Annotated in this window: 15 protein-coding genes; 11 read left to right on the top strand and 4 right to left on the bottom strand. The window is 41.1% G+C overall.

What is annotated here, in order from left to right:
- The first annotated feature begins 87 nt into the window (after nucleotides 1-87).
- The gene (locus tag NST24_RS18855; protein ID WP_025208260.1) at nucleotides 88-987 is read left to right on the top strand and encodes a LysR family transcriptional regulator; all 900 of its coding nucleotides are present in this window, start codon (nucleotides 88-90) and stop codon (nucleotides 985-987) included.
- A gap of 16 nt (nucleotides 988-1,003) precedes the next feature.
- Here the strand turns inward: NST24_RS18855 and NST24_RS18850 are convergent, their stop codons facing one another.
- The 3 genes from NST24_RS18850 to NST24_RS18840 form a co-directional block, all read right to left on the bottom strand.
- Nucleotides 1,004-2,680 carry a hypothetical protein gene (locus NST24_RS18850; protein ID WP_342462114.1) on the bottom strand — a complete coding sequence of 559 codons (1,677 nt, stop codon included), beginning with the start codon at nucleotides 2,678-2,680 and terminating at the stop codon, nucleotides 1,004-1,006.
- An 82-nt stretch (nucleotides 2,681-2,762) separates the two neighbouring features.
- A complete protein-coding gene (locus NST24_RS18845) occupies nucleotides 2,763-3,173 on the bottom strand; it encodes a hypothetical protein (RefSeq protein WP_342462113.1) in 411 nt (136 codons plus the stop codon).
- Nucleotides 3,174-3,185: 12 nt separating this feature from the next.
- A complete protein-coding gene (locus NST24_RS18840) occupies nucleotides 3,186-4,670 on the bottom strand; it encodes a lipase (protein WP_342462112.1) in 1,485 nt (494 codons plus the stop codon).
- Nucleotides 4,671-4,773: 103 nt separating this feature from the next.
- On the opposite strand from NST24_RS18840, the gene NST24_RS18835 reads away from it, so the two are divergent.
- The 9 genes from NST24_RS18835 to NST24_RS18795 all read left to right on the top strand — a co-directional run bounded on the left by NST24_RS18835 (nucleotide 4,774) and on the right by NST24_RS18795 (nucleotide 13,186).
- On the top strand, nucleotides 4,774-5,274 hold the full coding sequence (locus NST24_RS18835; RefSeq protein WP_041092634.1) for a DUF1433 domain-containing protein: 501 nt from the start codon (nucleotides 4,774-4,776) through the stop codon (nucleotides 5,272-5,274).
- 63 nt (nucleotides 5,275-5,337) lie between these two features.
- Complete coding sequence (locus NST24_RS18830) at nucleotides 5,338-5,820, top strand: DUF1433 domain-containing protein (RefSeq protein WP_025208257.1); 483 nt, start codon at nucleotides 5,338-5,340, stop codon at nucleotides 5,818-5,820.
- Between the two features lie 81 nt (nucleotides 5,821-5,901).
- Nucleotides 5,902-6,381, top strand: coding sequence for a DUF1433 domain-containing protein (locus tag NST24_RS18825; protein WP_146271823.1), 480 nt, complete (start codon nucleotides 5,902-5,904; stop codon nucleotides 6,379-6,381).
- Nucleotides 6,382-6,425: 44 nt separating this feature from the next.
- Nucleotides 6,426-6,914, top strand: a complete 489-nt coding sequence (locus tag NST24_RS18820) for a DUF1433 domain-containing protein (protein ID WP_138279184.1) — start codon at nucleotides 6,426-6,428, stop codon at nucleotides 6,912-6,914.
- Nucleotides 6,915-7,007: 93 nt separating this feature from the next.
- On the top strand, nucleotides 7,008-7,943 hold the full coding sequence (locus tag NST24_RS18815; RefSeq protein WP_342462111.1) for a nucleoside hydrolase: 936 nt from the start codon (nucleotides 7,008-7,010) through the stop codon (nucleotides 7,941-7,943).
- A gap of 116 nt (nucleotides 7,944-8,059) precedes the next feature.
- Nucleotides 8,060-8,893, top strand: a complete 834-nt coding sequence (locus NST24_RS18810; RefSeq protein WP_034646848.1) for a MurR/RpiR family transcriptional regulator — start codon at nucleotides 8,060-8,062, stop codon at nucleotides 8,891-8,893.
- A gap of 185 nt (nucleotides 8,894-9,078) precedes the next feature.
- Nucleotides 9,079-10,623 carry a gluconokinase gene (gene gntK / locus NST24_RS18805; RefSeq protein ID WP_342462110.1) on the top strand — a complete coding sequence of 515 codons (1,545 nt, stop codon included), beginning with the start codon at nucleotides 9,079-9,081 and terminating at the stop codon, nucleotides 10,621-10,623.
- A gap of 24 nt (nucleotides 10,624-10,647) precedes the next feature.
- Nucleotides 10,648-11,976 (top strand): GntP family permease, encoded by a 1,329-nt coding sequence (locus NST24_RS18800; protein WP_039164961.1) that lies wholly within the window; start codon nucleotides 10,648-10,650, stop codon nucleotides 11,974-11,976.
- 256 nt (nucleotides 11,977-12,232) lie between these two features.
- Nucleotides 12,233-13,186, top strand: coding sequence for a DNA alkylation repair protein (locus NST24_RS18795; RefSeq protein ID WP_342462109.1), 954 nt, complete (start codon nucleotides 12,233-12,235; stop codon nucleotides 13,184-13,186).
- A gap of 219 nt (nucleotides 13,187-13,405) precedes the next feature.
- Here the strand turns inward: NST24_RS18795 and NST24_RS18790 are convergent, their stop codons facing one another.
- Nucleotides 13,406-14,743 (bottom strand): amino acid permease, encoded by a 1,338-nt coding sequence (locus NST24_RS18790; RefSeq protein ID WP_159160086.1) that lies wholly within the window; start codon nucleotides 14,741-14,743, stop codon nucleotides 13,406-13,408.
- Nucleotides 14,744-15,061: 318 nt separating this feature from the next.
- Between NST24_RS18790 and NST24_RS18785 the strand changes: the two genes are divergently transcribed.
- Complete coding sequence (locus NST24_RS18785; RefSeq protein WP_342462108.1) at nucleotides 15,062-16,576, top strand: PAS domain-containing protein; 1,515 nt, start codon at nucleotides 15,062-15,064, stop codon at nucleotides 16,574-16,576.
- Nucleotides 16,577-16,579 lie beyond the last annotated feature (3 nt).

The following is a 16,579-nucleotide window of genomic DNA, read 5'->3' as shown; positions in this document are numbered from 1 at the left end:
TAGGCTGTTCTTTACGAGTTGGAAAGGAATTAGTAAGATATATGTATTGAAGATGTAGGATTAAGATTTCTGATAGGAGAGGGACAGATGTATTATGATGCACTGAAGACATTTGTGACAGTGGTAGAAGAGAAAAACTTTACAAAAGCAGCTCAGAAGCTACGGATTTCTCAACCGAGTGTCAGTCTTCACATTAAGAACTTGGAGCAGGAATTTCAGACGGTTCTGCTCAATCGTTCGCCAAAGCAATTAACGGTGACGCCAACTGGGGATATGCTGTACCATCGATCAAAACAAATCATTCGTTTATATGAACAGGCGAAGCAGGATATTTATGAGCATCATCATCTGGCACGAGGGAAGCTCACGATTGGAGCGAGTTTTACCATTGGGGAGTATGTGCTGCCGCAAATTTTGGCACAATTTCATCAGCTCTATCCGCATGTTGATATTGAGGTAGTCATTGATAATACAGAGGCGATCGCTAGACATGTTCGGTTGTTCCATGTCGACATCGGACTGATTGAAGGACAAACCAATGACAAAGAACTCTCTGTAGAAACGTTCCTAGAGGATGAACTGTATATCGTTGCCCCATTAGACCATCCGTTTGCAAAGAAAAAGGATGTCACCATTGATCAATTACAAAATGAAACATGGATCACAAGAGAAGAAGGATCTGGGACAGGAGAATACTTACAGCACGTCCTGAAATCAAATGGACTGAAAGCGCGGACCTTTGTGACATTTAGCAGCAATCAAGCGATTAAAGAAGCTGTCATTCATGGAATGGGGCTGTCTGTTTTATCTAAATATGTCCTCCAGCGGGGCAGCATTGGCGGGGAATTGGCTGTCATTTCTGTGAGGGGAATGGACTTTAAACGGACATTTTCCTATGTCGAATCCCCGATGACAGGTGGGAATAAAAATAAGGAATTACTTGTTGAGTTGTTGAGAAAAGAGAAAAAAGACGCTTCTCCGCAGTAGGAGAAACGTCTTTTTTTTATAATCCTTTGATGTTGATTTCATCGACTGGTAGGAAAATCTCACCTGTATCTGTATACTTCATGTTGACTTGATCGCCTTCTTTTAAATAAATAATAAGAGGCTCTTTTTCAGATGACATGGTGTAGTTTTTCCCATCGTCTAGTAAGAAGGTGACGGTTGTATAATCACCGGTCTTTTCCTTATACACCCTCTTCACTTTGCCTGTTGACTCTTTCTTTTCTTGCTTTGATGAACTATTGACGGTACCGCCGCCTTTTTGAAGAGCTGTTTTATAGGCTCTTAGTGCTTCGTTTGGTGTAGAAGCGTATGCGGCGATTTCAGGATTGGCTGCCGAAACTATAAAGTAGTTTTGCAGGAACCCGTTTGAATCGAGAACAGGTGTAAGCCAGCTGGCTTCCCCGTAGAAATTATAAAGAATCGGCATGCGGCCCTTCCATTTCTTCTCGATAAATCGTTTCTCAATAATTTGCAAAGCTCCCTGTGAATCCATGTAGGATTCTTCAAGATTACCCGTATAATACGTGGCTTTTCCTGTTCGGGCATTTGTTAGTGCATACCCGAGCATGGAATCAACGCCCTCTTTTGGACTGGTGAAATCTGTGAAGTAATACATATCCCCTTTTGAATCAAACACTGGACTTACATTGGCTTCCGTTCCCTCGTCTGAAGGCAGCTTCACATCTGATTTTCCAAACATACTGTTCCAGAAACCATGTACATAGTTGCCGAAGTAACTATTCTGCAGACTGACAGCCTCTGGTGACACAGCGCCATCAATAAAGGCTGGTACTTTGTCTAAGGCGTATTTCTTCGTTTCACCCGTTTTGGCATCCACAACAACCACACCTGAAGCTTTAAACCCGTTTCGTGCAGAGATGAAATCTCCAAATGTTTGGATGTAATAAGGCTTGCCATCATCATTGATCTCTAGCTGCGTGTCTCCATAGAAAATCAAATCTGGGTACTGAAGACGGATATGCCGCTCAATTTCCTTATTGAAATAGGAAGAAGGCGTATAGACCATCTCGGTTTTCACAAACTTTGGATTGGCAGATGAGTCGGTCGCACTTAATGTAAAGTAACCCGGTGTGCTACCAGAACGAATCCATTTAAAGAAATCGGAGAACTCGACGGGTGCGATATACACATACTCACCATTGACCTTCTGAATTTGCAAGCTGCCAAGCTCGTAGTAACTCGTGTTTGGCACCTGTCCGAACGATTTCTTCATCTTATTGCGAGCAAATTGCGGTGGTACACTCGCAGGTGTTTCTGTCTCATCGAACGCTTTGATTTCGACTTTTTGCTCCATTTTAGACACGTCGAATTTCTCATTTGCATTGAATAGAAAAGCGGTTGCAATATAAACACCGAGCAGCAATAATATGAGAAATAAAACGCCCTTGATCTTCCGCTCCAATCCCACTGATAAAAAGGCACCTGCTGCTGTCACAACAAGTCCAATGAGCCACAGTGATGATGGGTTGCGGTCTAAATTGGTGATGTAGTAGAAGCCGAAAATCCCGATGATAAACAGCAGTGCCAGTCCCGCAATCCACATAAGCGGCACCTGTTGTTCAGTCCCTTTCTTTCTAACGATTAACCTGAGTGGTGTGAGCAAAAGGGTCAGGACAAGACCGATCACAACCGAAAATAACAACATATATCCCACAAACAGAACTCCTTTCAAATCAATCACTCTTTTAGTATATACGAGTGAGACGGGGAAAAGATTCACTGGATGGCAGGTTCATTTAAATGCCGATCGAATCAATGGCTGATTGAACATCTTCTTTCAGCTCAAAAAATGTGAGTCTTTTTTCGATTTTTTCGATTAAGGCGTCAATGGCTTCACCTGACATATGGGTTTTGATGTTCTTTTGATGTTTGTACACGTTAATCAGAAGGTCATCAATCAGATCTACTATTTTTTTGGCTTCTTGACGATCCTCTGCAAATTCATTTTGAAGTTGATGCCGGATGGCTCTGATCAGCGCTGTTTTCTGTTCTTCTTTGATCTTTGCCTTCAAAGCAGCCAGCTCTGCTGGTGTCATATCTTCCGTGTTAAAGTTTGCTTGAGAGAAGATGGAGCTAGATGTATGCGTATCTGTCACTCTCTGCAAAAAACGATCTGCGTCTGTTGGTTGTTTCTTTGAAAATTCCATTTGTCGTACTCCTTAAGAAATCCCCATATTCTTGGCAAGGGTTGTATCTGCATCGTGGTATTGTTTTCCTAGCTGGCTCATATCATCTGATATTGAATCCATCCACCTTTTCATATCCATCGCATGATCAATCGCTGCATCATACTTTTTGACCGAATAGAACTCATTTTCAAGACCCTCTGTTTTTAAGTGGCGAATCACAGCATCCACATCTGAAGCCGTCAGCTGGTCATACGAACCAAAACCGACAATTTGTTTGTATCTTGAACGAACGCGTTCCACCGATTGCTCCACTTTGTCATCGAGTTTCTCAATTTTACGAATGATTTGCTGCATATGGTGCTCGGCATATGTGGAGAATTTACGACCTGTGTTCATGAGAACATGCGACTTGATTAAAATCGCTACCACACTTTGCGGGTGAACATTTGATTGGCTCAATTGATGTAACATGGCGGCAGTGAGAGAAGGGTTTTTTCTCAACATATCATCAATGGTTTGAACGGAGCCATCTGACGAAAAGGAATACCGGTCTAAGCCATGGCTGCCGGCGAGGGCTTCAAGAAATAAATTCGCATCAAGTGAAGGATTCACACTCATTGCCCGATTGAGGAGATTTTTCATAAATTGGACGGCCTTTGAGGAGTCCTCAGTGTAATCGACGCCTTCAGGTAAAGCGGCATCATACATCACTTTCACACGACCGATTTCTGTCGTATGACGATTTAAGAGAGATAGCCCGTCATTGAGATTGATATATTCTGTTAATCTACTACGGTAATCACCTTTTAATGCTTTGGCTTGCAGACCATCCGACAGATTTGGGTAAATATTCGGATTCTCAAAGGTGACCCCGCCTTTAATAAAATCATTTTTGACAAGAACATAAGAAGCATTTGACCCGCCAAGTGAATGCCCTGTCACATACATCTTCGCATTCGGCATTTTCTTATGGATCTCTTTTGCATACCGGTCCGCCTGCACCATTTGATTCTCTGCACCGTGTTCAAAGGGGATATTTTTAATCAAATACTTCGTATCTGAAATCAACCAATCTTGTACAATCTCATTTGTATAGGTCGTTGTCCCTGTCGTCACTTTCGTCGTGACTTCCTTTGACGTCTCTGACTGGCTAAAAGGAGGCAGCTTTGTCAAAATGGTAGAAAGAAGATCATCTGACTCTTTTTTTCCATGTTTTTTAATGGTATCTTTATATTGGCCTGCCCCAATCGGTTCTGAGCCACGGTAGGCGATGACGGCGTTTTTGATTTTGGTGAGGTCTTTTCCGCCATCGGAGCGCTCGAAATCTTCTTCTGATACAAGGGTTAGTGAGTTAAGCCCTTTTTTTGTTTCTTGGTGGTCAACAACATACATTATTTTACCATTTTTCAAGTGTATATCTTTAGAATTTTCATAGTTGAAGATATCATAAGAGGCTGATGATATTTCATTATATTCTTTATCGCTAAGTTGATTAATTGCATATTTTTTGGACAACATTTACACTCCTGTAATAATTATCATGTATATTATAAGATATTGTATGGTAAATATCTATAAAAACCTATCGGTTGAATATTTAAAAGGTGGGATATTTTTTGTGAAAAAGACATTTAAGGTTGTACTGATTGTTTTGATTACTATCGTTTTTATTCTAGTATTATCACTTGTTTTTCAAAAAGATAAAGAAAAAAAATTGAATGAATCAGAAGGTGAAACAATCGTGAAAGAGAAGAACGATTTAGAACAAGCAAAAGAATTCGCAGAAGAAATGAAACCGAAAGTAGAAGAACGTTTACATAAAATAGATATTCACAACTTTATTAAAACCATTACGTTCGATAAGGGAGTAAATGTTAATCCAATGGGTTATATAATAATTAGAGGGTATATTAATGGTAACCCAGAAAAGTATGACTTCTCTGCATCATTAGAATACCGATCTAAGGAAGTAGGTACCATGACTTTTTCTCCTGAATTATCTTATCGATTTAAAGACTGGGATAAATTCAAAGATGAACCTGAACTAAAGGAAAACTATCTTAAAAGACTCTCCGAAAAAGAACGTGAACAGTATCTTAAAGATATTGGAGAAAAATAATAAAACAGGTAATCACCTACCTGTTTTTTATTTTTCATTATTAAGAAGGTGGCAACGGTAGACATGAAAAACACAATAAAGCTTTTATCTGTATTGTTTGTAGTCATCCTTGTCGCAGTGACTTCGTTAATCGTTCAGGTTAAGCATATTCAATCTAATAATGCGGTCAAGGAAAAGAGTGATCAAGCAAAAGCAGAAGAACTTGCAGAGAAGATGAAACCCAAGGTTGAAGAGCACTTGCACAAAAGAGATATTCATAAATTTATTAAAACCATAACGTTTGAAAAAGATGTGACCATCAATCCTATGGGGGATATTATAATCGATGGCTATATAAATAATGAACCGGAGAAGTACGGATTTTCAGCTTCTTTACAATATAGAGCTAAAAAAATCGGTTCAATGAGTTATGATCCTGAGTTGTCATATCGTTTTAAAGATTGGGATAAATTTAAAGATGAACCAGAATTAAAGGAAAACTATCTTAAACGACTCTCTGAAAAAGAACGAGAGCAATATCTCAAGGACATTGGAGAAAAAGAGTAGAACAGGTACTAGCCTACCTGTTTTTATTTTGTCAAATTCAATAGTCAGCTGATTAAAGTTCATCAAGGAGTTTTGCTTTTTATGAAAAATATCATGAAATTTTCTATCATAATTGTGGTCGCCGTCATCTCCGTAACTGTGTTTGTTGTAGAGTACATTCATCAGAGTTTTTCAGATGAAGTAGTGCAAGAGAAAAGCGATCAAGAAAAGGCCGAAGAATTCGCAGAAAAGATGAAACCAAAAATTGAAGAATATTTACATGAAAAAGATATTCACAATTTTATTAAAACCATCACATTTAAAAAAAATGTATCTATAAGCCCTATGGGTTATGTCACAGTTGATGGATATATAAATAATGATGCAGAAAAATATCATTTTTCTGCATCATTAATATACAAATCTAATGAAATAGGTTCGATGAGTCATTCTCCTGATTTATCATATCGCTTTAAAGACTGGGATAAATATAAAGATGAGCCTGAAATAAAGGAAAACTATCTTAAAAGACTCTCTGAAAAAGAACGTGAACAGTACCTCAAGGATATTGGGGATAAATAACAAAAAGTTAATTTTTCATTATTAAGAAGGTGGCAACGGTAGACATGAAAAACACAATAAAACTTGTATCTGTTTTGGTCGTTATCATCATTGTCTCAGTGACTTCGTTAGTCACTCAGCACAATAAGCAAAGTAAATCAAATGATGTGGTAAAAGAAAAGAGCGATCAAGAAAAAGCAGAAGAGCTCGCAGAAAAAATGAAGCCTAAAATAGAAGAATGTTTACGCAAAGAAGACATCCATCATTTTATTAAGACCATAACGTTTAAGAAGAGGGTAACTATTGATCCAATGGGCTACATCGTAATTAGAGGATATATAAATGATGAGCCAGAAAAGTACGAGTTCTCCGCTTCATTAAAGTATAGAACAAAAGAAATCGGTTCAATGAGTTATTCATATGAGTTATCAATTCGTTTTAGGGACTGGGAAAAATATAAAGATGAACCGGAATTAAAAGAGAATTTTTTAAAAAATCTCTCCAAAAAAGAACGCGAACAATATTTGAAAGACATTGGAGAAAAAGTGAAATAACAAGTCGACAAAGCCGATTGATTCCCTAAATCAATTTCAAAATATGCTATCATTCCCCTAACAACACTTACAAACAAGGGAGAGCTTTCAAACATGGCAAATAAAAAGAAATTGATCTTGGATGTAGACACTGGAATTGATGATGCGATTGGTATTTTGCTTGCAGTGAAAAGTAAGCGGTTTGATATGTTGGGGATCACAACGGTGTGCGGGAATGTGTCTGTTGAAGCGGCGACGTTGAATACGTGTAAAGTGCTTGAGTTGGTTGAGGCAGAGGAAATCTCTGTCATCAAAGGTGCAGTAACGCCTCTTTTGAGAGTCCCTCATTATGAACATCGGGTGCATGGGGAGGATGGAATTGGCGGCGCTTTAAAGGACGCCCGGCCTAAGAAGACCGCGGATGAAGGTTTTGCGCCTGATTTTATCATTGACCAAGTGCTGAAGTATTCGAAGCAGGTTACGCTTGTGTTGACAGGACCGTTAACGAATTTAGCCCTTGCGGTAAAAAAATGCCCTGAGCTGATTCATCACGTGAAAGAAGTCATTTTTATGGGGGGTGTCGTGCAGGGACAGGGGAATGTCACACCGGTTGCGGAATTTAATACATATGCAGATCCAGAAGCGGCGAAATTGGTGCTGGAGGCTGGTTTCCCTTCATTGACTCAAGTAGGGCTGGATGTCACGAGACAGGTCTTGTTAACGGATGAGAGAATTAATGCCATTCAAAATGAAACGTTAGCCGGTTATATCAGAGAGAGCACAAGCATTTACCGCCAGCGCTATTTTGAGCGGAATGGGGTGTGGGCATGTGCCATGCATGATCCGCTTGCTGTAAGTCTTGCAATTGATAAACAACTTGTGAATACACGGGCTTTTCATGTAGAAGTGGAGACGAAGAGTGAGTTCTGCGATGGTCAAATGATATGTGATTTTCAGCACCAATGGGGAAAAGATCGCAACCTTCAAGTGTGTATGGATGTAGATGCTGAAAGGTTTTTTGATTTAATGATCAAAGTCTTGAATTCTTAAAAAAGAAGTCTGTGCAAACAGGCTTCTTTTTTATAAGATGGGAACATGAGGAAATGTATGCGCTCACATGAATAGAGAAGGAGTGAAGTCAATTGGCTTTTGTCAGTTTAAGTAGTATGGATAAGATAAGGGCAGCAAGCAGAGGATTGCCGCCAAAACTGAAAGCAATTGCTGAGCACATTACGAGTGAGCCCCGCGACATCATCCATTTGTCGATTGTCGAGCTTGCCAAAAAGACAGCGAGCTCAGAGGCAACGATTTTTCGTCTTTGTAAAAGGCTTGGATTTGAGGGGTATCAAGATTTGAAGATTGCTATTGCCCAGGAAATAGACCAAACGAAGCCTGATTATGTAGATGAAGAGATGAGTCTTGACGATGATACTGCCGTTTTTATGCAAAAGGTATTTCAGGCGAACATCACTGCATTAAAGGATAGTTTTCAATTGTTGAATCCAGAAGATGTAGAAAAAGCCGTACAATTAATCCATGAAGCAGAGCGCTTAGAGTTTTATGGCAGCGGTGGGTCTGGCCTCATCGCCACAGATGCTTTTCACAAATTTATGAGGACAGGCATCAACTGTATTGTTCATACAGATTCTCACTTTCAAGCGATGTCGGCAGGTCTGCTTGATCAAAAGAGCACAGTGCTTGGTATATCTCATTCTGGTCGAAATAAGGATTTACTGGATGCGATGAAAACAGCCAAGGAAAAAGGAGCGAAAACCATTGGCATTACAAGCTATCAGCGTTCTCCATTGAGTCAGCTTGCAGATGTCACGCTGTATACATCAACGCAAGAAACGGCTTTCCGAACGGAAGCGATGTCTGCTAGGCTTGCCCAGCTTACTGTGATTGATGTGCTATATTTTGCGCTTGCACATTTAAGGCAGCAGGAAACATTAACAAACTTAAAGCAAATGAGAGAAACCATTTCTCAAAAAAGAGTGTAATGGTTTCAAAAATAAATTTTTCTATTAGTGAAAAATGCTGTTGTGGTAACGATTCTAAGGTTTTAAATGAAAATTATTTTCTTTTTGATCGTTGAATGTCAAAAAAAATATTCCTATAATGGGATTTATCAGGTACACCGGCACCACGACACTTTATTTCAAATCAATGATTGGGCGTGATACAGATGAAGGGAAACCAGGCGGTAATTGGTTTGGATATTGGAACAACAAGTACAAAGGCGGTTCTATTTGGATCACAGGGGAAAGTCATATCAAAGCATTCTGTTCCTTATGACCTCATTCACCCCCAGCCAGCATGGGTTGAGCAGAACCCTGAACATATTTTAGATGCTGTGATTGCGAGTGTAAGAGGCGCATTGACGAAAGCAGCATTTGATGTAAAAAACCTCATAGGTGTGGGAATTAGTACGGCGATGCATTCCTTAATCGTCATGGATGAGAATGGAAAAGCATTAACAAACAGTATCATTTGGGCTGATAACAGAAGTGCAGAACAAGCGAAACGGATCATAACGGACTTAGATGGCTTTCAAATTTATAAAAGAACCGGAACACCGATCCATCCAATGTCACCGCTTTCAAAAATACGATGGATCAAGGAAATGACACCTGACGTCTTCAATCAGGCAGCAAAATTCATTTCCATCAAAGAGTATGTTCTTTATCATTTCTTTGGTCAGTATGTGGTCGATTATTCAATCGCGTCAGCAACAGGACTGTTCCGATTGGAAACGCTTCAATGGGACGAGGAGGCACTACGCATTGCAGGAATTCAGGTGAATCAGTTGTCTGAACTTGTTCCAACGACGCATCAGCTGCGTGGGCTTCAGCCAGAAATTGCGCTGCGAATGGGCATTGAAGAAGATACACCATTTATTGTGGGTGCAAATGACGGTGTATTAGCGAATCTTGGTGTTGGTGCGATTGGCAAAGGTGAGGTAGCAGTCACGATTGGGACAAGTGGTGCAGTACGTACAGTCGTAGATCAGCCAATTACAGATGAGCAATCAAGAACATTTTGCTATGCATTGACGGACAAGCATTGGGTCGTCGGAGGACCGACCAATAACGGCGGAATTATGCTGAGATGGCTCAAGGATGAATTTGGGTCTTCCGAGGTGGAGGTAGCAAAGCGTCTAGGTGTAGACCCTTACGATCTAATGATTGATATTGCAGAAAAGGTTCCAGCTGGCTCAGAAGGACTGCTGTTTCTACCATTTTTAACAGGTGAGCGAGCACCTTATTGGAATCCAAACGCAAGAGGCACGTTCTTCGGGATCGGTCTTCAGCATAAGCGCGAGCACTTTATTAGAGCCGTGTTAGAAGGCGTCATTATGAGTGTTTTCTCGATCGGTGTGGCACTAAGAGATTTAACAGGTCCAGCGAAGGATGTCAGGGCTTCTGGTGGATTTGCGAGATCCCCGCTATGGCGGCAGATTTTGGCGGATACAATGGGCAGAGAAGTGCTTGTTCCAGAGAGCTACGAGGCTTCCGCACTTGGGGCGGCTGTCCTTGCACTTCATAGTTTAGGTCATATGGAAGAGATAGAAGAGGTGCAGGAATGGATTCGTATTTCTGCCCGCCATGAACCAAATATGAAGAACAACGAAACATACATAGAGCTGTTTTATTTATATGAGCGTCTCTATGACAAACTGAAGGATGAATTTGATGTCATTAGTGCGTTGCAATTAAAACAAAATCGTTAAACATCGGGGAAAAGGTGGGAGAACATGCTTTTATTTATTGTGATTGCGGCGATTGTCCTTTTACTCATTCTCATTACAGTCGCTAAGTTGAATCCGTTTGTGAGTTTGATCATTACCTCTATGCTAGTAGGCTTTGCTACAGGAATGGATTTACAGGAAATCATTCAATCGATTAAAACGGGATTAGGGAACACGTTATCGTTACTGGCGATTGTACTAGCGCTTGGGACCATGCTTGGGAAAATGATGGCTGAGTCAGGGGGCGCTGAGCGGATCGCTCAAACACTCATCAGTCGTTTTGGGACGAAGAATGTGCATTGGGCGATGATGTTTGTAGCCTTTATCGTGGGGATACCTGTCTTTTTCCAGGTCGGATTCGTTCTTCTCATTCCCTTACTCTTTACCATTGCGATTGAAACGGGCATTTCGCTCGTGACGATTGGGATTTCATTAATCGCAGGATTGTCTGTTGTGCATGGGCTAGTTCCGCCTCACCCAGCTGCCATGGCAGCAGTAGGCATCTATCATGCCAACGTGGGAAAAACGATTTTCTTTTCAATCATCGTCGGTTTGCCAACAGCTATTATTGCTGGACCGCTGTACGGTAAGTGGATTGGAAAACGGATACATAAACCAGTTCCAGAGCTGCTCAGAAAGCAATTCACGGAACGAAATGCTGATCGGAAGCTTCCTGGTTTTGCGAATACGATGTTTACCATTTTGGTGCCGGTCATTCTTATGCTGCTTGCCACATTGGCGGATATTATTTTGCCAGAGGATAGTATGTGGTATCAGATGTTCAAGTACATTGGAGATCCCATAACAGCTTTATTGATTGCGACAGTGTATTCTTTCTTTAGTCTTGGCTTTATACAAGGGATGAGCCGTGACCGAGTGCTGTCATTCAGTAACGATTGTTTGGGACCGATCGCTTCCATTCTGCTTGTGATTGGTGCAGGCGGAGCGTTCAATAATGTACTGATCGATTCAGGCGTTGGGGATTATATTGCTGATTTAGCCAAACACTCCCCAATCTCACCGATTTTACTTAGCTGGCTGATTGCTGCGGTTATTCGTGTGGCAACAGGATCTGCTACAGTATCCATGATGACAGCGGCCGGAATTGTAGCCCCAATCGCTGCATCCATGCCGGATGTGAGCAGAGAGCTGCTTGTTTTAGCAACAGGAGCGGGTTCATTGATTTTGTCTCATGTCAATGACTCTGGTTTTTGGCTGATCAAAGAGTATTTTGGTATGACCATTAAAGAGACGTTCTTGACTTGGACGGCTATGGAGACCATCATTTCCGTTAGCGCCATTGCATTTATTATGATTATTAATATGTTTATATAACGGGACAACAGCTCAATTCTTCGGAATTGGGCTGTTTTTGGCTTGTTGTTATGCCGCTTTTGACAATTTAGGATAAAATAATGATATTGAGCTATGGGAGGCGGACACGATCGAACCTTTAAAACATGTATATAATGAACCATTTATTCAACATTTAGCAGAAAAACTGGCGCAAGCGTCAACTGTATTTGATGCTGATCACTTTCATCAGCTCGTGTTTCAAGAGGATTGGGAGCAGCTGGAGTTAAAAGGACGAATGAGAAGAGTGACTGAATCGATGCACGCCTGTCTGCCTGAGGATTATGAGAAGGCAATCGATGTACTGCGTCAGACAGCACCGCATTTTACAGGGCTCAGTGCGCTCGTATTTCCAGACTACGTCGAGACATATGGTGTTGACCATTGGGATATCTCGATCAAAGCACTTGAATTCTTTACACCGTTTTCCACTGCTGAATTTGCCGTTCGACCTTTTCTCATTCAAGATCAAGAGAAAATGCTGGCGCAGATGCTTGTGTGGTCACAGGATCAAAATGAACATATTCGCCGTCTCGCTAGTGAAGGGTGCAGGCCTCGTTTGCCGTGGGGATTATCCGTCCCTGCGCTGAAAAAGGACCCTTCTGTCACGCTGCCCATTCTAGAAAATTTGAAGTCAGATTCGGCCAAATATGTGCAAAAAAGTGTAGCGAATCATTTAAATGACATTTCTGCAATTCAGCCAGACCTCATGAAGCAAATGGTCAAAAGCTGGTATGGAACCAATGAACATACAAACTGGATTGTCAAACATGCATCCCGTACGTTATTGAAAAAAGGCGATCCAGATATCATGGCTTTATTTGGCTATGGAGATGATCCGTCTATCCAAGTAACGGATTTGAAGGTGACGCAAGACCCCGTTCGTATTGGAGAGAAGCTGACCTTTCATTTTATTCTTCAGGCAGATAAGCCATTAAAGCTGCGCGTAGAGTATGCCATTGATTACGTGAAAGCTCGTGGTACACGCAATCAAAAGGTATTTAAAATCACAGAATTTGAAACAGAATCGGCGCTGCATAGAGAATTTGTCCGGTCTCAGTCGTTTCAAAATATGACAACGAGAAAGCACTATGAGGGCATTCATACATTAACCATCATCATCAACGGCATCCCAAAAGCGTCTGTCGATTTCGAAGTCACAGCAGCTGCTCATGAAAAAACCCGCCACTGAGGCGGGTTTCAGCGTGTAGACAAACCCTCGCATTCGGTGTCAGTCCTGCGTGCTGGTGCTCACGAATGTCACATTCGCTCCGCGCCAGTACTCGTCCTTCCTAGACTGCAAAGGTTTTCTGTCACGCTGAAAAGAAGACAAAGGGCTAAAATCAAGTTCATTTTAGCCCTTTATCAACAATCTGATACCCGCCATTGAGGCGGGTTTTTGCTTGCGTTTCTAAGCTTTCTTTTTCATTAAGAATGAAGCAATGATGGCGGCTGCTAAGAAACCGATGCTGATAATCGAGCTAGGTAAGTTCTCTGGTCTGAATAGGAACAGAACAAAACTGACACTGAGTACAAGACCAGCAAATAAAGTGAAATACGGAAATAACCAAACTTTGAAATACGGCTCCTGCGGATATCTTGGACGCAGTTTCAAATGAGCCAGACAGATGCTGATCCAAATAAGAGAAACCGCAAAACCAGGGATAGCCAGCATATAGCTGAAAATTTGATCTGGGTACAAGTAAGCAAAGAATGTTCCGATTAAAAGAAACAGAACGGTCACCCATAAACTTAAAATAGGTACACCTCTTTTGTTGACCTGTGCCAGCTTTTTTGGACCGCCGTCTGATTTAGATAGAGAATGAATCATTCTTGTCGTGCCGTAAATACCAGAGTTGGCGGCAGATAGAACGGCTGTAATTAAGACGAAATTAATGAAGTGAGAGGCACCTTGCATGCCAGCTGCTGAAAAGACTTGGACAAAAGGACTGTTATTCGGATCAATTTGATTCCAAGGAATGAGTCCACAAATAATCAAAATCGGCAGTGTGTAAAACAAGATGATGCGCCACATCATACTTTTGACAACACCAGGTAATACCTTTTCTGCATCCTTTGTTTCTGTAATGGTCAGCCCGATCAATTCAGAGCCTCCATACGAGAAGATCACCACTAATAATGAGGCAAAGACAGCACCCCATCCGTTCGGGACAAAGTTTTGGTAATTGGTGAGAACAGGCGTGCTTTGTTCGCTCGGAATGATTCCAAATAATAATGCAGCACCGAGAATAATAAACACAATAATAACGAAAATCTTCATTCCAGCGAACCAAAACTCAATTTCACCAAAGTATTTTACATTATTTAAATTAATTCCGATGACTAAGAGCGAGCAAAGTAAACATAAAGACCATAATGGTACGTTCGGCAACCAATATTGAAGCAAACTGCCCGCTGCAATAATTTCAATGACACATACAGTGAGCCACATAAAACAGTAAACCCATCCGACAACAAATGAAAAACGTTGACCAAGCGCAATCTGTATGAGGTCGCGAAGGTTATTCCCTGGGTAGACGATGGCCATTTCAGCTAAAGCCGCCATGACAATGAGAAGAAGCAATCCAGCAAATACATAGGAAAAGATAACTCCAGGACCTGCTAAGCCGATTGTATCGGCACTTCCTTTAAAGATTCCTGTACCAATGACCCCGCCCATCGCAATCATGCGAATATGACGCGGCGATAAAAGCTTTTTTAATTCGTGTTGTTCCTGATTCGCGCTCATGACGTTCTCCTTTTTTAAAATGCTTATGTTCCATTTTCTTTTTTCGAGCGGTCAGTGTCAATATAAAAAAAGAGATTTTTCAGACAAAATAGGCGGTTGATTCTATCAATTGAGCCGTTTTCTTCCATAAATCTTTTCCATGACCCATCCCCAAAATCTAAAACTTCGTGAAAAAATGAACATTTGCCTTCATTCTGACATAAACAATTTTCAGTTTTTGTCGATATATCTTTTGTATTACTAAAGTCCTAATAAAAAATTGTTTATAACTGTAAAATATTTCAAAAACGTACGAAAGAATGAAAGGAGTTATTGAAGATGTTTATGAGAAAAGCAAGTGATTCATCGTCGGAAGCCCTTCTTAGTGAAAGCAGTCAATTAGTTGAACGAATTGAGAAGGGAGATTTTTCAGCCAGAATTGATACTGCTGCATTCTCTTCTAGTCAAACAATAGAAGCAGTGGCTCAAATAAATGAAGCGTTGCAAAAGATGCAAGAAGTGCAAGAAGATATTCATATGCGTATGAATTTAGTGACAAAAGCGATTCAAGTGGGTCTATGGGATATGACGGTTGTAGCAGGAGATCCTGTGAATCCAAAAAACGAATTCACATGGACAGATGATTTCCGCAGAATGTTAGGTTTTCAAAATGAAAACGATTTTCCGAATGTCTTAGACAGCTGGGCATCTCGAATTCATCCAGATGAGCAGGAATACACCTTGAATGCATTCTCTACGCATTTATTGGATCATTCTGGCCGTACACCGTATGATATCGAATATCGTCTGATGTTGAAAAATGGCGAGTATCGCTGGTTCAAAGCAACTGGAACGACGATTCGAGATCGAAATGGGGTACCTCTTCGTGTGGCAGGGGCTCTTTTTGATATTCATGATCAGAAATTGAAAGAAGAAGAGCTGCAAGCATTCGTGACAAGATATGACTTGATCAACCGTGCGCTTGTGGAAGCTCCTTGGGATATGGTTGTAGAGGCTGGCGATCCTGTCAATCCAAACAATGAATTCTGGTGGTCTCCACAGTTTAGAAAAACGCTTGGTTTTACAGATGAAAAGGATTTCCCGAACGTGTTGAGCAGCTGGAGTGATCGTTTGCATCCTGAAGATAAAGAATCGGCTCTCCAAGCTTTTGCGGATCACTTAAATGACCATTCTGGCCGTACACCATTTGACATTGATTATAGATTGCAGAGTAAAAATGGCGAGTACCGCTGGTATCATGCGGGTGGTGAAACCATTCGTGATGAGAAGGGTGTCCCTTTACGTGTCGCAGGAACGATTCGTGATATTACGTTAGAAAAAAATAAAGAAAAAACAGCCAATGAAATGGCTTCCCAAGTAGAGCAGCTTTCAAGTTCTATTAGTGAAATGGTATCTGGTATCAGTTCTGTAACAAACCAAGCACAAGAGCTTGCTGTCGCCCAAGAGCAGTCAACGTCTGCTGCTAATTTGGCGAAAAACAGTGCAGATGAGACGAAGAACATTTCAGACTTAATCAAAGAAGTGGCAAACCAAACGAATCTGCTTGGTTTGAATGCCGCAATTGAAGCAGCAAGAGCAGGCGAGCAGGGCCGCGGTTTCTCAGTCGTTGCCGATGAAGTACGTAAGCTAGCGCTTCATAGTGCCAATGCGACAGAAAATATCGAATCAAGTTTAACTGAAATGAAAACACAAATCGATCAAATTCTTGAAAATATCTCCAATATGACAGCTCTTACGCAAACACAGGCTGCTTTGACAGAGCAAGTGAACGCTTCAGTTGATGAAGTGAATCATATGTCTCAGCGTCTGGTGGCATATTCAAAGAGTATCTAATGC

The organism is Bacillus sp. FSL R5-0286 (genome assembly GCF_038593245.1).
Classification (GTDB): domain Bacteria; phylum Bacillota; class Bacilli; order Bacillales; family Bacillaceae; genus Bacillus; species Bacillus altitudinis.
The sequence above is the reverse complement of the archived record's forward strand: the minus strand, read 5'-3'. Positions and strand labels throughout refer to the sequence as shown.

Bases quoted from the DNA above. Each gene is read 5' to 3' on its own strand.
- NST24_RS18855 (WP_025208260.1), top strand. From the start codon at position 88: ATGTATTATGATGCACTGAAGACATTTGTGACAGTGGTAGAAGAGAAA.
- NST24_RS18845 (WP_342462113.1), bottom strand. From the start codon at position 3,173: ATGGAATTTTCAAAGAAACAACCAACAGACGCAGATCGTTTTTTGCAG.
- NST24_RS18830 (WP_025208257.1), top strand. From the start codon at position 5,338: ATGAAAAACACAATAAAGCTTTTATCTGTATTGTTTGTAGTCATCCTT.
- NST24_RS18825 (WP_146271823.1), top strand. From the start codon at position 5,902: ATGAAAAATATCATGAAATTTTCTATCATAATTGTGGTCGCCGTCATC.
- NST24_RS18820 (WP_138279184.1), top strand. From the start codon at position 6,426: ATGAAAAACACAATAAAACTTGTATCTGTTTTGGTCGTTATCATCATT.
- NST24_RS18815 (WP_342462111.1), top strand. From the start codon at position 7,008: ATGGCAAATAAAAAGAAATTGATCTTGGATGTAGACACTGGAATTGAT.
- NST24_RS18810 (WP_034646848.1), top strand. From the start codon at position 8,060: ATGGATAAGATAAGGGCAGCAAGCAGAGGATTGCCGCCAAAACTGAAA.
- gntK (WP_342462110.1), top strand. From the start codon at position 9,079: ATGAAGGGAAACCAGGCGGTAATTGGTTTGGATATTGGAACAACAAGT.
- NST24_RS18800 (WP_039164961.1), top strand. From the start codon at position 10,648: ATGCTTTTATTTATTGTGATTGCGGCGATTGTCCTTTTACTCATTCTC.
- NST24_RS18795 (WP_342462109.1), top strand. From the start codon at position 12,233: ATGAGAAGAGTGACTGAATCGATGCACGCCTGTCTGCCTGAGGATTAT.
- NST24_RS18790 (WP_159160086.1), bottom strand. From the start codon at position 14,743: ATGAGCGCGAATCAGGAACAACACGAATTAAAAAAGCTTTTATCGCCG.
- NST24_RS18785 (WP_342462108.1), top strand. From the start codon at position 15,062: ATGTTTATGAGAAAAGCAAGTGATTCATCGTCGGAAGCCCTTCTTAGT.